Origin of the sequence: Tenacibaculum sp. MAR_2009_124 (genome assembly GCF_900105455.1) — a bacterium.
In the GTDB taxonomy this organism is placed as follows: Bacteria; Bacteroidota; Bacteroidia; order Flavobacteriales; family Flavobacteriaceae; genus Polaribacter.
Map to the genome: position 1 here is coordinate 507,739 of NZ_FNSF01000001.1, position 14,665 is coordinate 522,403.

General features: G+C 31.4%; 11 protein-coding genes. 6 read left to right on the plus strand and 5 right to left on the minus strand.

The genetic code is table 11. The features are described 5' to 3' along the window. Positions 1 to 246: 246 nt before the first annotated feature. Positions 247 to 2,847: an ATP-dependent chaperone ClpB gene (gene clpB / locus BLW23_RS01480; protein WP_093668409.1), complete on the minus strand. Its 2,601-nt coding sequence runs from the start codon at positions 2,845 to 2,847 to the stop codon at positions 247 to 249. 108 nt (positions 2,848 to 2,955) lie between these two features. Here clpB and ytxJ point away from each other — a divergent pair, with 108 nt between their 5' ends. The 3 genes from ytxJ to BLW23_RS01495 all read left to right on the plus strand — a co-directional run bounded on the left by ytxJ (position 2,956) and on the right by BLW23_RS01495 (position 5,471). Beyond that, the gene (gene ytxJ, locus BLW23_RS01485) at positions 2,956 to 3,405 is read left to right on the plus strand and encodes a bacillithiol system redox-active protein YtxJ (RefSeq protein ID WP_317039298.1); all 450 of its coding nucleotides are present in this window, start codon (positions 2,956 to 2,958) and stop codon (positions 3,403 to 3,405) included. Positions 3,406 to 3,475: 70 nt separating this feature from the next. Beyond that, a complete protein-coding gene (locus BLW23_RS01490; protein WP_093667481.1) occupies positions 3,476 to 5,032 on the plus strand; it encodes a DEAD/DEAH box helicase in 1,557 nt (518 codons plus the stop codon). A 172-nt stretch (positions 5,033 to 5,204) separates the two neighbouring features. Beyond that, complete coding sequence (locus tag BLW23_RS01495) at positions 5,205 to 5,471, plus strand: hypothetical protein (RefSeq protein ID WP_093667482.1); 267 nt, start codon at positions 5,205 to 5,207, stop codon at positions 5,469 to 5,471. Positions 5,472 to 5,572: 101 nt separating this feature from the next. On the opposite strand, the gene fahA is transcribed toward BLW23_RS01495, so the two are convergent. After that, positions 5,573 to 6,853 carry a fumarylacetoacetase gene (gene fahA, locus BLW23_RS01500; RefSeq protein ID WP_093667483.1) on the minus strand — a complete coding sequence of 427 codons (1,281 nt, stop codon included), beginning with the start codon at positions 6,851 to 6,853 and terminating at the stop codon, positions 5,573 to 5,575. Positions 6,854 to 7,056: 203 nt separating this feature from the next. On the opposite strand from fahA, the gene glyA reads away from it, so the two are divergent. Both glyA and BLW23_RS01510 read left to right on the plus strand, forming a co-directional pair. Further along, positions 7,057 to 8,331 carry a serine hydroxymethyltransferase gene (glyA, locus tag BLW23_RS01505; RefSeq protein WP_093667484.1) on the plus strand — a complete coding sequence of 425 codons (1,275 nt, stop codon included), beginning with the start codon at positions 7,057 to 7,059 and terminating at the stop codon, positions 8,329 to 8,331. A 146-nt stretch (positions 8,332 to 8,477) separates the two neighbouring features. Further along, on the plus strand, positions 8,478 to 9,095 hold the full coding sequence (locus tag BLW23_RS01510; RefSeq protein WP_143032076.1) for a hypothetical protein: 618 nt from the start codon (positions 8,478 to 8,480) through the stop codon (positions 9,093 to 9,095). 46 nt (positions 9,096 to 9,141) lie between these two features. Here the strand turns inward: BLW23_RS01510 and BLW23_RS01515 are convergent, their stop codons facing one another. Together BLW23_RS01515 and BLW23_RS01520 are read right to left on the minus strand one after the other, a co-directional pair. Beyond that, positions 9,142 to 10,509: a Kelch repeat-containing protein gene (locus tag BLW23_RS01515; RefSeq protein ID WP_093667486.1), complete on the minus strand. Its 1,368-nt coding sequence runs from the start codon at positions 10,507 to 10,509 to the stop codon at positions 9,142 to 9,144. A 362-nt stretch (positions 10,510 to 10,871) separates the two neighbouring features. Further along, positions 10,872 to 12,269 (minus strand): MBL fold metallo-hydrolase, encoded by a 1,398-nt coding sequence (locus BLW23_RS01520; protein WP_176829728.1) that lies wholly within the window; start codon positions 12,267 to 12,269, stop codon positions 10,872 to 10,874. A 168-nt stretch (positions 12,270 to 12,437) separates the two neighbouring features. Here BLW23_RS01520 and BLW23_RS01525 point away from each other — a divergent pair, with 168 nt between their 5' ends. Then, positions 12,438 to 13,256 carry a LytTR family DNA-binding domain-containing protein gene (locus tag BLW23_RS01525; protein WP_093667488.1) on the plus strand — a complete coding sequence of 273 codons (819 nt, stop codon included), beginning with the start codon at positions 12,438 to 12,440 and terminating at the stop codon, positions 13,254 to 13,256. 4 nt (positions 13,257 to 13,260) lie between these two features. Here BLW23_RS01525 and rmuC read toward each other — a convergent pair whose 3' ends face one another. Then, entirely contained in the window at positions 13,261 to 14,637 is a 1,377-nt protein-coding gene (gene rmuC / locus BLW23_RS01530; protein ID WP_093667489.1) for a DNA recombination protein RmuC, read from the minus strand. Positions 14,638 to 14,665: the final 28 nt, after the last annotated feature.

Genomic DNA, 14,665 nt, shown 5'->3' on the forward strand with positions numbered 1-14,665 from the left:
TGTTTGGTTATGGGGTGCGAATTTATGTTAATTTTGTAATTTTTATTGAAGTTTAAGGTTAAAAAAAAGTGTTTTATTTATGGTTTGCTTTGTTTTATTGAGTTTTGGTGTTTTTTTTGTATAAATAGTTTTTATTTGAAGAGAGATGTTAAGCTCAAATCAATTAAAAAATCTCAGACATAACTGGGAAGTTGTATCTGAGACTTAAGTTTGCCGAAACAATAATTTATGCAAATGTTTTTTTGTCTATTGCACTAATTCCGATTGATTTCTAAATACTAACTGATCATCAAATGCATCCAGTAAAATAATACTATCCGTAGTTACTTTTCCTGAAAGTATGTCTTTAGACAATGCATTTAGAACTTCTTTTTGAATAACTCTTTTCACAGGACGAGCGCCAAATTCGGGTTGATATCCTTTTTTGGACAAGTATAAAATAGCTTCATTAGTAGCGTCAATAGTTATATTTTGCTTAGCTACCATTTTTTTAACGCTATGCAATTGTAACTCAACAATGTTCTTGATATTGCTTTCGGATAATGGTGTAAACATTACAATATCATCAATTCTGTTTAAAAACTCAGGACGAACACTTTGTTTTAATAAGCCTAAAACTTCAGTTTTTGCTAATTCCATTGCAGTATGAATATCCTGTTTCATGTTTTCCAATTTCTCCTGAATTATATGACTCCCTATATTTGATGTCATAATAATAATAGTGTTTTTAAAATCGGCTATTCTACCTTTGTTGTCTGTAAGTCTTCCTTCATCTAATACTTGTAGTAAAATATTGAAGGTGTCAGGATGTGCTTTTTCTATTTCATCTAACAAAACAACTGAATAAGGTTTTCTTCTAACGGCTTCAGTCAATTGACCACCTTCATCATATCCGACATATCCAGGAGGTGCACCTACTAATCTGCTTACAGAGTGACGTTCTTGATACTCACTCATATCAATACGTGTCATGGCATTTTCATCATCAAAAAGATAATCAGCTAAAGTTTTTGCGAGCTCGGTTTTACCAACACCAGTTGTTCCTAAAAACAGAAATGAACCAATAGGTTTGTTTGGGTTTTGTAAGCCAGCTCTTGATCGACGTACTGCATCGGAAACAGCTTCAATGGCTTCCTCTTGACCAACTACACGTTTGTGTAATTCAGCTTCCAGATTCAATAGTTTTTCACGTTCCGATTGAAGCATTTTGGTAACAGGAATTCCTGTCCATTTTGCTACAACTTCAGCAATATCATCATAGGTTACTTCTTCCTTTATTAAAGAATCTTCTTTTTGATTAGCTAACACTATTTGTTGTTCATCAAGTTGTTCTTGAGCTTCTTTAATTTTACCATATCTCAATTCAGCGACTTTACCGTAATCACCATTTCTTTCTGCTTTATCGGCTTCAAGTTTATATTCTTCAATGGACGATTTTAAATGTTGAATGCTATCAACAACACTCTTTTCAGATTGCCATTTGGCATTAATTTCATTGCGCTCTTCTTTCAAGTTTGCAATATCGGCATTTAGAGATTTTAACTTTATATCGTCATTTTCGCGTTTAATAGCTTCGATCTCAATTTCTAATTGCATAATCTTTCGATCTAATACATCAAGCTCTTCTGGTTTAGAATTGATTTCCATTCGTAATTTAGAGGCGGCCTCATCCATCAAATCAATGGCTTTGTCTGGTAAAAAACGATTTGTAATGTATCGTTGAGAAAGTTCAACAGCGCCTATAATGGCTTCGTCTTTAATTCTAACTTTATGATGAGTTTCATATTTGTCTTTGATACCTCTAAGAATGGATATTGCACTTTCGGTGTCTGGTTCATCTACAATCACCTTTTGAAATCGTCTTTCAAGGGCTTTGTCTTTTTCAAAATATTTTTGATATTCATCAAGTGTGGTGGCTCCAATAGCTCTCAATTCTCCTCGGGCTAAGGCAGGCTTTAGAATGTTTGCTGCATCCATAGCTCCTTGACCACCACCAGCTCCAACTAAAGTGTGTATTTCGTCGATAAAGAGAACAATATCTCCTTCTGACGTGGTAACTTCTTTCACCACGCTTTTTAATCTCTCTTCGAATTCCCCTTTATATTTAGCACCTGCTATTAAGGCTCCCATGTCTAGAGAATATATTTGTTTGTCTTTTAGGTTTTCAGGAACATCACCACGAATAATTCTATGAGCCAAGCCTTCTGCAATGGCTGTTTTACCTGTACCGGGTTCACCAACTAAAATAGGGTTGTTTTTAGTTCTTCTTGATAAGATTTGAAGCAAACGTCTTATTTCCTCATCTCTACCAATAACAGGGTCTAATTTTCCGTCTTGGGCTAGCTGATTTAAATTTTTAGCGTATTTATTTAAAGAGTTGTAGGTTTCTTCTGCACTTTGAGAAGTAACTCGGTCTCCTTTTCTTAGTTCATTTATAGCCGCTGTTAAGTTCTTTTCAGTAATTCCTTGATCTTTTAAAACCTGAGTTATTTGACTTTTAGATTTAAAAATAGAAAATATTAAATGTTCGATTGAAACGTATTCATCGTTCATTTTTTTTGCAATTACGGAAGCCTCGGTAAGTGTTTTACCAGCTTCTCTAGATAAAACTAGTTCGGTACCTGAAACTTTACTAAAGCTTTCAAGTTGTTTGTCTAGTATTTGTTGAACTACCTGAATGTTAACATTGAGTTTTTTTAAGATAAAAGGCAGTACATTTTCATCAACATTGAATAGTGCTTTAAATATATGTTCGTTTTCGATTTGGTTATGTGAATAACCTTGCGCAAGTTGTTGCGCTTGTTGTATCGTTTCTTGAGATTTTATTGTATAATTGTTGAAATTCATAATCATTTTATTTTTACGGATTACAGGTCAAAATCAATACCAAGATGATATCTCTAAGAACTCGCGTCAAAATGTCTTTAAATAACTAATTACAAGTGACTTTTTGTCGTGTTGAAAGGTTTTGAAGAATTAACGACAGATATAAAAACAAGTATACGTATAACTATGGGAATTATTAATACACTTTTTGGAAGTTCAGATAAAAATAGTAAAAAGAAAGAATCGTTTGTTAACTGGATTCCGCTTACTAGTGTTGAGCAGTTAAATGAAATAGAAAAATTATCAGAGAAAGAACCCATCGCAATATTTAAACACTCGACGAGATGTGGAATAAGTAGCATGGTAATAAAGCGTTTTGAAAATAGCTTTGATGAATCTTTAAAAAACTTAAAAGTATACTATTTAGATTTGTTGAACTATCGCGATATTTCTAACGAAGTTGGCTATAAGTTTCAAGTTCATCATCAATCACCACAGTTATTAATAATCAAAAATAAGGAAGCTGTGGCTCATGCTTCTCATTATGAAATTGCGCGAATTGATTTAAAAAGTTTTTAAATTTTACATCGATTTTTTCGCGATTTCCTCAAATTCATCGTATTTTTGCTTTCTTCAAAATAAGATAAAATTGAGTAAAGAAACAACGACGACCAAGAAAATTGTAGGTAAGGACTTATACGATTATCAAAAGGAATCGATACACAAAATTTTTAAGAGTTTTGAAAATGCCCCCGAAAATTATCATCTTCTTTTCCAATTACCAACAGGAGGTGGGAAAACGGTTATTTTCTCAGAAATAACTAGGCAATATTTAAAGCATTATAAAAAGAAAGTGTTGATTATGACACACCGAATTGAGCTTTGCAAACAAACTGCAAGAATGCTCCACGAATTTGGTGTTGACAACAAGATTATCGATAGTAAGGCCAGTTTAGATGATCAAGACAATTTCGATTGTTTTGTAGCGATGGTTGAAACGCTAAACAACCGTTTGAATGATGATATGCTTGATATATCAGATGTAGGGTTGGTTATTATTGATGAGGCTCACTATAACTCTTTTACAAAGCTTTTCAAGTTTTTTGATAAGTCGTTTATATTAGGAGTAACGGCAACGCCGCTGAGTTCTAATATAAAGTTACCAATGAAGAATAATTATGACGAGTTGATCGTTGGAGAAAGTATTGGGACATTAATATCAAAGGAATATTTAGCAAAGGCTAGTGTGTATTCATATAACGTTGGATTAACGTCTTTAGAAGTTGGTGCCAATGGAGATTATACAGTAAAATCTTCAGAAGATTTATATACAAATACAGATATGCTTTCTAAGTTATTGCAGGCATATGAAGAAAGAGCGAAAGGATCGAAAACCTTAATATTTAATAATGGTATTAATACATCTTTGCATGTATTCGATACTTTTAAAAGGGCTGGTTATCCTATTGCGCATTTGGATAACACGAATACTAAAAAGGAACGTGATTTTATCCTGAAGTGGTTTAATAAAACGCCTAATGCTATTATTACTTCAGTGAGTATCTTAACAACTGGTTTTGATGAGCCTTCGGTTAGTTCAATTATATTAAACAGAGCAACGAAGTCGCTTACATTGTATTACCAAATGATTGGTAGAGGATCTCGTATATTCCCAGGTAAATCAGGGTTTAATGTGATAGATTTAGGTAACAACTTTCATAGATTTGGTCCTTGGGGAGCTGATTTGGATTGGCAGAAAATGTTTAGAGCGCCTAATTTTTATTTAGATAACTTATTGTCTGATGAGGATATAGAGAATGATTTTAGGTATGAGTTACCAGAGGATGTTAAAAAAGAATTTGCTAATTCTAAAGATTTATACTTTGATGTAAAAAAGGTATATATAAATGTCATTCAATCAGGGCAGTCGTCTAAAAAAGTTTTGGAGAAATCTATAGAACATCATGCTAAATTATGTGTTGAGAACAGTGAAGATGTTTTTGATGCGTTAATACTTGCAAAAAAACTGGGTGGTGATATAGATGATAGAATCTTTAGATATTCAAAATGTATCTGTAAAAGTACTCATAATTTTATTGATTGGTTACAAGACGATTATAGAAAAAAGTTAAGTACTTATTTAAGAAATAATTTCGATGAGGTTTATGAACAAATTCATGGTCATCCTCCTCCAGAAGAAGAATAAGAAAAGTGGTTTTTATCACTTTTTTTTTGCTCTTAATCCAAAAATATCTTAAGATAATTAATATGTGGAGGACACTTATTTGAATTGTTTTAAAGATTAATTAAAGATTAGTTAATGTTTAATTAATAGTTGGGAAGTTACATTTGAGTGAAAGGAAACATTAGATAATCAAATGAAAAAAGTAATTGTGGATTACACCAAACTAACTACTAATATTTTGAATTTGTTGGTAAAAAAGTATCCAGATGGATACGATTATGATGATATTATAACATTTCAGAATGTTGAGGGCTTAACAATTAATGCCATAGAAGTGAGTACAGAAGATACTGCTTACTTCGTGAAAATTAATACTAAATTGGAAAGAACTATGGCGAACTATGTAAAGGGTGAAGGAACTTTTAATTCAAAAGAAATTGGTCTTGCTTCTGAGTATTGAAACAAAATTAAAAATCCATTTCAATTTGAAATGGATTTTTAGTTAGACAAACGCGCTTAAAGTTTATTATTTAAGCGAGTTTTATATATTGTAATACTTTTTTATTCTACCGCAGGTAATACCTTACCGGTACATTCTCCAAAACCTATACGAACTTCATTATTTTTCGCATAACCTCTTAAAATAACAGTATCGTTGTCATTGATGAACTTACGTTCAGAACCATCGTTTAATTTCAATGGGTTTTGCCCTTTCCAGCTTAACTCTAACATTGAACCATAGCTGTCTTTTGTAGGTCCAGAAATGGTTCCGCTTCCCATCATGTCACCAGCATTTACTGGACAACCATTTACCGTATGGTGCGCTAACTGCTGAACCATTGTCCAATACATATACTTAAAGTTGGAATTACAAACGACCGTTTCTTTAGATTCTTCTGGTTTAATAGCTACTTGTAAGTTAATATCGTAACTATCTTTTCCTTCTTTCTTTAAATAAGGCAAAGGTTCGTGAACTTGCTTTGGGTTGTCTACTCTAAACGGTTCTAAAGCATCTAAAGTAACAATCCAAGGTGAAATTGTTGAAGCAAAGTTTTTACCTAAGAAAGGCCCTAGAGGAACATATTCCCAACCTTGAATATCACGAGCCGACCAATCGTTAAATAATACCAAACCAAAAATATAGTCTTCCGCTTCCTCAATTGGAATTCGATCTCCTAAATCATTAGCAACCGTTGTAATGAATGCCATTTCTAGTTCAAAATCTAATAATTTTGAAGGTCCAAACCCTGGTTTATTAGTTCCTTCCGCAGGTCTTGACTGACCAATCGGACGACGAACTGGAGTACCAGAAGGAATGATTGAAGAACTTCTTCCATGGTAACCAATAGGAATATGTAACCAGTTTGGTAATAAGGCATTTTCAGGATCTCTAAATAAGCTCCCTACATTGGTAGCGTGTTCTTTACTGGCATAAAAATCAGTGTAATCTCCAACATTTACAGGTAATTGCATTTCAATTTCTGTCATTGTGAATATTACCTTGTCTTTATGTGCACTATTATCACGTAACTTATGATTTTCAGCATCAAAGATATCGGCAATTCTGTTTCGAACTAAACGCCAAGTCTTTCTACCATCAGCAATAAAATCATTTAAAGTATCTTGTAAAAATATATCGTCTGTTAAAGGAATTCCTTCAAAGTAGCCTAATTGATGTAATGCTCCTAAATCGATAGCATAATCACCAATTCTCGTTCCAATCGTAATGATATCGTCTTTTGTTAAGAAAACACCAAAAGGTATATTTTGAATAGGGAAATCAGAGTCTACATCAACCGTTAACCACGATTTTCTATTCGGATTATTTGCAGTTATTTCCATTGAATTGTTATGTTTTATTTCTCTTCAAACCTACATATTTTTTTTGAATTTACCCTAGCGATATTTTGTAAAATGTCTAAAAATAGAATCCATATTAAGGCATATTTAATGAATCGATTGAAATGTGCGAAAATACTTATAATCGGTATCATTTTACTTTTAAATTGATTACATTTGGCATCGAAATTTAACAACACAAAATAATGCAAAGAGATCATCAAATTTTTGACCTTATAATTGAAGAAAATAAACGTCAGTTACATGGTTTAGAGCTAATTGCTTCTGAAAACTTTGTAAGTGAACAAGTAATGGAAGCACAGGGATCAGTTTTAACAAATAAGTACGCTGAAGGATATCCAGGTAAACGTTACTATGGAGGATGTGAAGTCGTTGATGTTGTTGAGCAGATTGCAATCGACAGGGCTAAAGAATTATTTGGTGCTGAGTATGTAAATGTTCAGCCTCACTCTGGTAGCCAGGCAAATACAGCGGTTTTTGCTACTTGTTTAAAACCCGGAGATACAATTTTAGGTTTTGATTTATCTCATGGAGGTCATTTAACACATGGATCTCCTGTTAATTTTTCAGGGAAATTATACAACCCTGTATTTTACGGTGTTTCTAAGGAAACAGGATTAATTGATTATGATCATCTAGAAAGACAAGCAAATGAGCACAAGCCTAAATTAATTATAGCTGGTGCTTCGGCTTATTCAAGAGATATAGATTTTAAACGTTTTAGAGATATAGCAGATGCTGTTGGAGCTATTTTAATGGCAGATATTTCTCACCCAGCTGGGTTAATCGCTAAAGGAATTTTATCGGATCCATTACCACATTGTCATATTGTAACAACAACAACACATAAAACGTTACGAGGACCACGTGGAGGAATGATAATGATGGGGAAAGATTTTGAAAACCCGTTTGGATTAACATTAAAAAGCGGAAAACCTAAGAAAATGTCAACCTTGTTAAATGGTTCTGTTTTTCCTGGGAATCAAGGAGGGCCATTAGAGCATGTTATTGCAGCAAAAGCAGTTGCTTTTGGAGAAGCCTTAACAGATGGTTTCTTAGAGTATCAGATTCAGGTAAGAGAAAATGCTAGAGCAATGGCAGCGGCATTTGTATCTAAGGGGTATGACCTTATTTCTGGAGGAACTGATAATCATATGATGTTAATTGATTTAAGGAACAAAGGGATAACAGGTAAAGATGCTGAGATCGCGTTAGGAAAGGCAGAAATTACGGTAAATAAAAATATGGTTCCTTTTGATACTGAATCTCCATTTGTTACTTCTGGTATCCGTGTAGGAACTTCGGCTGTAACCACACGCGGACTGGTTGAAGAAGATATGAATATAGTTGTTGATTTAATTGATGAAGCAATTATAAATGCAGGAAACGACGAAGCTTTAGAGGCTATATCGGAAAAAGTGTATGATTTAATGCATAACCGAAGATTGTTTGTAATGTAACAAACTTTCTTTTTATAATATATGAACCGAGGATTTTATAAATCTTCGGTTTTTTTATTTTTGTTGTGAAAAAGATGCTAGAAAAAGATAGAGAGATGTTTCTCTTTTTTAAAATTAGCACTTTAAATTTAATTAAAAATGTAATTATGAGAAAAAGAATTTATCTAAACTTCACTTTGCTACTATTGGTTTTCAGTTTCGCTTGTTGTTCTTCGGAGAATGAATCAGATAATTGTATGAGCATCGCATCGGAAACGGCAACTGCAGCAGAAAATTATCGAAATGACCAAAACGAAGAAACATGTAATGCTTATAAAGAATTACTTAATCAACAAATTTCTTCATGTGGTGATGAGTCAGGATCGCTTAAGTCATTGTTAGATGAGCTTGGAGATTGTTCTGGGGCTATTGATGAAGGAATTCTTAGTGTTAGGGTAGGAACGCTAATTAAAACGTTTGAAACAAATATCTCAGTACAAGTGGATGGATCAAATCTGCTTGTTAAAGCTGAAGATGATTTAACCGATGATTGGGTTTCTTTTGAGTTAGAGTTAGGGGCAACGGGAGAAAATAAATTACAAAACTTTAGAATTTACCTTATCTCTCGAGAGTATTATCCAGACTCGAATGTGACTGGAACCTTTACTTCTTCAATTTCTATTAATAATAACGATATAATAGAAGGTTCTTTCAATGGCCCAGTAAAAGCAAATAATGGTGCAATTGTATCTTTGACAATTGGAAGAATAGAAATAAAAAGATAAAAATGGAACACATCACTCTGTGTAGAAGCGCAGAGTGGTTTGTTGTTTAAATTATTTTCTTTGAACGATATGTCGCTGTATTATCAAAATCAGATATATTTACCTTATAAATTTCTGATGAAGGTTCTTTAGAATATTTTTTATTTCTATATCCACCTAAGATGTATAAAGCATTATTATAATAATGAATTCGAGCACTTTTTAAAGATAGGTTTATAGCATATTCTTTCAGTATTTTTTCTTTTATATTGTATCGTATAATTTTTCTATTATCAAATATATAAATACTTTCATCGTCATAAGTTAATGCAGGTTTTTCAATATCTGAAAACAATTTCCCTTCAATTTTCCATTTATTATTGGTTAAGTTCCAAGATTCAATCAGGTTACTAGGATTATTATGAAAACCTCCTATTAAGTAAACTGTATCGTTTATTAATACAGCCGAAGTTTCTCTAGGATTAGGCATCGTACCGATTTCGTGCCAGATACCTGTGCTGAAATTTAACAAGTGTATTTTATCTTCAAATATTTTTTTACCGCTTTTTTTTACCTTTTTAGAGCCTCCAATTACAATTAAATGATCTTTGTAAACAAAGGAACTGAAGTTTACAGCTTTATGAGGATTTACTTGGTCTATTATCGCTTTTTGCGTTTTTATATCGAGAACTTCTATTGTGTTTAATAAATATTCTTTTCCGTTGAAGTTTGAGACTTTTTTTCCTCCAAAAATATAAAGAAAATCATTATGAAAATTCATTTCATGATAAGCTCTTTTTTCAAGTTTAATAGCGAATTTTTTTAAAGTTTTATTATCAATAGTATAAACGTATAAATTATCGTTATAACTTTTGTAGTTCAAACTAGGTTCTTGGTATCTTGAGATTGATTTAGGGGAGATCGAAAAATTACCCGACATACTTGCTCTATCAACAGCTTTACTATAATTATCTTCTCGCAGAGTTTCATCTCCACCCGCTATAAATATCTTGTTATCTAAAATTTTAGAAGCAAACGAAAAAATACCAGAATTCAAATTACCAATTTCTTCAAATTTTAGTCTATCTCGCTTTTTCTTCGTATTTATGGAAACTTCCTCTAATTGATCAATTTGTTTAACTAGGAAAATGGGTTTCGAATTGTTTTTTAAAATGGATATTGGTAAGGTGTATTTTTTGTAACCAACTAAGGAAATACTGATACTGTCAGTTTTTGTAAATGTATGTTTTAGTGTGAATTTTCCGTTTTTATTAGTTGCTACTCCTATGGTTTCATTGGTTGTTGAATAGATATTTACTTTTTCCAAAGGCATTTTCGTTTCTATGTCTAAGACTCGACCAGAAATTTTTTGCCCATAACAATTTACGGCAGTTATAATTAACAAGACCAGTAAAAACTTAATTTTTCTTAGCATAGAATATTTTTTAGAGTAATTTTAAAAAAGGAAAATTACCGTATTGAAAATAAATACTTATCACATATATATAATTAAGGGGTATGTTTTCATTTTAATTTTTTAGCAAGGTATTATCCAGAATAAAATTAAGGATTTCTTAATAAAAACCATTTTTTTTATTGTTAATATTATCTTAACTTACTAGAAGTGTTATGTTTTAAGATGTTTGTTTTTAAGGAGTTGCTTAAGTTATGTTATTGTTGATATAAGTATAGAAAAAGCGACCGAAGAGGGCAGTAAAATCTAGAATAAACTACAATTATGACTAAAGAAAACGATCGCTTTTTTATTACAAATTTATCTATACCTCGTTTAAATGTTTAATTGGCGTTCGCATTATAATAGTTATTCATAACATCCGCAGTAACATTTGAGTTCCTGTGATGTTGAACGATTCTTTTTACATTCAATTTTTCTGAACGAACAAACTCGATAAATTGTTTTTCTACATTCGATATATGTGTAGGAATGGTATTATCCGCAGGAACTTCTAAAAAATCACCTTCATAAATTATTTGTTCATGCTCTAAATAAGCAAAACTTTGTTTTAAACTGTGCTCATTTTTTAATACATAAAAACGAACTCCATTGATACGTTCTTTGTTTGAGATTGTTTTGAATTTGAAGGATTTAATTGTTTCCTTAAACTTTGGGTAATTTTTAATAGCTTCAATGGTATAATCATCAGCAATTACAGCGACTCCCTTTTTTGCATAAGGAACTAAACCAGCAATATGATCATTATGCGGATGAGAGACAAAGACATATTTTATGGTTTTCATAGGGAATTTTTTTTCAATTGAATCAATAATTTTTTCACTAACATTCTCAGATAAAGGAGCTCCAAATACCATTATTTGATTATCAATGATTTTAAGAAGAATAAACCTGCTGTTATTGTTAGTGTTAATGAGGTAAATATTATCGGCTATTTTATTAACTTCACTTGAGATTGATTGATTGCTTTGAGGTAATGCGTATCCATAAGGAATCGCAAATTTTGAAGGAGAAATACCCATTGTTTTTTTGAAGTTCTCCACAGAAACCTTGGCATACTCAAATCCATTTTTAACTATATAGTTTTTGTAGTCTACAATGGAATTATCTTCAGTACTTTTCAAAGTCACTAATTTTAGCGTTTCTATATCAAAAGTATAAGTGTTTATAACATTATCATTGGTAGTATGAGTTATAGTCGCTAGAGCATTGTTTTTATCGAACTTAATTTTTAAATCATCTCCTTTTTTGTGACCATTCAATAAATCGGCTATCTTTTCAAAACTCAATACTTCACCGGCTCTTTTGTTCTGCCGTTCAAAAGCATCTTTTTTCAGTTGCTTTAATCTTTTTCCCCTAATAACACCGTTTACATCATAAGAAACCGCATTTTTATTATTTTTAAAATGTTTGAATTCAAAAACAAAATTACCTGGAAACTGGCTTCTATCATGGGTGAAATATTCTTTTTCATCTCTATCGATTTCAATAGTATAAATACCATAACCATTAATTTTATCTTCGGGGTGTTTATAGTTATGACTCTGATATGGGTTTATAGCGGTAAATTTATAAGTAACCATGTATTTTTTGATGTCATTAGTAAACTTATATTTTTCGTTTAGCTTGTCAATTATATTAACTTTTGTGATTTTTTGAGCATACGATGAACAGTGTATTATGCTCATCATTATTAGAATATTTATACGCGTTAGTTTCATTGTTTTCATTTTTTATGTTGGGTTTTACTTTTACTATTTAAAATTCTATCTTTTAGGAATACGTTAACTATTCGGGCAAATATAGAATCGGGAAGTTTATTTATTTTCGCTAAAGACGGTCCAAAACATGAAATACGGACTTATTGTAGTCAAATACGTGTTAAAAAAATGCAAAAGAAAATTCAGTATCATTTTTTAAGAAGTCCTTTTTATGTTTTAAGTAGTTATTTTGTTTTATTACTCCCTGAGTTTATTAATTCGTGTAATCATAAAACGGTAATTTCTTCATTTTGGAATGTAATACCGTTATGTAGTAAAGAGTTTGTTTTTACCAGGTTTTTAGGAAATTCGATAAAATCTATTCTTTTACTTATTATCTGTTTTGAAGTCTTTAGAATACTTGGGAAGTATTTTAATTTGAAAAGTTTACCTACCGGTTTAGGGCAATGGTTGCAATTTGAAAGTAAGCTTTTAATAGTTACTTTACTGTCGTTTTTGGGCTATATGCTAATAGCGTATTTTTTCGCATGGGGTTCGGATACAATGAATGATTTAAGTATTGTTTCAGTTTTATATAGGATAATTATTGTTACTTATTTAGGAATTCATGGGGTATTGCTTTTAAGTTATTTAGTTTATAAAAAAAATCCATTAAATCAGAAGATAGAGGTTAAGAGTTCAATTGGAGAAAAGTCATTTTCGGTGAATGAAATGATTTGGTTTGAGAAGAAAGGAAGAAATTATTTTGCGAACTCTAAAGATGCTGCAATTCAAGTTGAATTTAATTTGTCGGAACTAGAAGAAATGCTGAGTAAAAAGCATTTTTTTAGAATTAATCGTGCAGTAATAATAAATATTACAGAAGTGGAAGAAATTACCCGTTGGGAAAATGAAAAATATATTGTTAAGCTCGCGAATAATCAAAAATTTGTGGGAACGAGAAAGCGTATTGTTGAATTGAAAAAATTAATTACTGAATTGAATTAATTTTTTAATCCTCTTCTTGTGCACGTTCTATAATTTTTTCAGGCAAAGCTTTTTTTGCTTTTGCACCCATCTTTTTCAGTTTTTCAACACTAGTAATTAAGTTACCTCTACCTTCAAACAGTTTGTTCATGGCCGAGCTATAATCTGCTTTTGTCGCATCAATTTTTTTGCCAATATTGATTAAATCTTTTAAAAGACCATCGAATTTATCGTACAATGCACCAGCTTGACGAGCTATTTCAATAGCATTTCGTTGTTGCTTTTCATTATTCCACATAGTATCGATCGTGCGAAGTGTAGCTAATAAAGTAGTTGGTGTAACAATAACAATGTTCTTTTCAAAAGCTTTATTGTATAATGTATTGTCTTCATTAAGAGCAACAGCAAAAGCGGGTTCAATAGGCACAAATAGTAATACAAAATCAGGAGATTCTATTCTGTAAATATCTTCGTATTTTTTTTCTGAAAGTTGTTCTACGTGTCTTTTTAATGAGTTTACATGTTCCTTAACAAAACGTATTCTTTCTTCGTCATCTTCGGTATTAATAAACTGCTCATAAGCTGTTAATGAAACTTTAGAATCAACAATCATTTTTTTGTTGTCAGGTAAATGAATCACAACATCAGGTAAAATACGTTTACCTTCTTCATTGGTAAAAGACTGTTGAACGAAGTATTCTCTATCTTTTTCTAATCCAGATTTTTCAAGAACTCTCTCCAGAACTAATTCTCCCCAATTTCCTTGAGTTTTACTATCACCTTTTAAAGCTTTGGTTAAGTTTATGGTTTCCTTGCTCATTTGAGCATTTAATTCTTTTAGTCCTGATAATTGTTCCTTTAAAGCAGAGTGCATAGAAATACTTTCTTTCTGCGTGTCTTCTACTTTCTTTTCAAAAGTTTTAATTTTTTCTTGAAGCGGATTTAAGATAGTCTGCAGGTTTTCTTTGTTTTGCTCTGTGAACTTATTCGATTTTTCGTCGAGTATTTTATTCGCTAAATTTTCAAATTCTTTCGTGAATTTTTCCTGTAAATTTTTTATTTCCTCTTTGTTTTCATGAAGTTTAACTTGTAAGTTTTTAAGTTCCTCATTCTTTCGAGCCAATTCTATTGAAGAGAATTCTTTTTCTCTTCTAAGTTCACTAATCTCTTTGTTTTTATCATTCAATCTTGTAGAAAAATCTTCCTTTTGTTGGTTAAAAGATTCTTCTTTTTCTTTTTTCTGAATTTCAAGACTCTCTAATTTACTCTGAAGAATATTATTTTCCTTTTCGAGTTCGCTAGTAGCTTTCTTTAGAGTTAATTTTCCTAACAAATTCCCAATAATAACCCCCAAAGCAAGGCTAATTAAAGTAACAATTATAACAAGTACAGTAGTGTTCATGTAAATGAAAAGATTAAATGTAGAAGCA

Bases quoted from the DNA above. Each gene is read 5' to 3' on its own strand.
- clpB (WP_093668409.1), bottom strand. From the start codon at position 2,847: ATGAATTTCAACAATTATACAATAAAATCTCAAGAAACGATACAACAA.
- BLW23_RS01495 (WP_093667482.1), top strand. From the start codon at position 5,205: ATGAAAAAAGTAATTGTGGATTACACCAAACTAACTACTAATATTTTG.
- fahA (WP_093667483.1), bottom strand. From the start codon at position 6,853: ATGGAAATAACTGCAAATAATCCGAATAGAAAATCGTGGTTAACGGTT.
- glyA (WP_093667484.1), top strand. From the start codon at position 7,057: ATGCAAAGAGATCATCAAATTTTTGACCTTATAATTGAAGAAAATAAA.
- BLW23_RS01510 (WP_143032076.1), top strand. From the start codon at position 8,478: ATGAGAAAAAGAATTTATCTAAACTTCACTTTGCTACTATTGGTTTTC.
- BLW23_RS01515 (WP_093667486.1), bottom strand. From the start codon at position 10,509: ATGCTAAGAAAAATTAAGTTTTTACTGGTCTTGTTAATTATAACTGCC.
- BLW23_RS01520 (WP_176829728.1), bottom strand. From the start codon at position 12,269: ATGAAACTAACGCGTATAAATATTCTAATAATGATGAGCATAATACAC.
- BLW23_RS01525 (WP_093667488.1), top strand. From the start codon at position 12,438: ATGCAAAAGAAAATTCAGTATCATTTTTTAAGAAGTCCTTTTTATGTT.
- rmuC (WP_093667489.1), bottom strand. From the start codon at position 14,637: ATGAACACTACTGTACTTGTTATAATTGTTACTTTAATTAGCCTTGCT.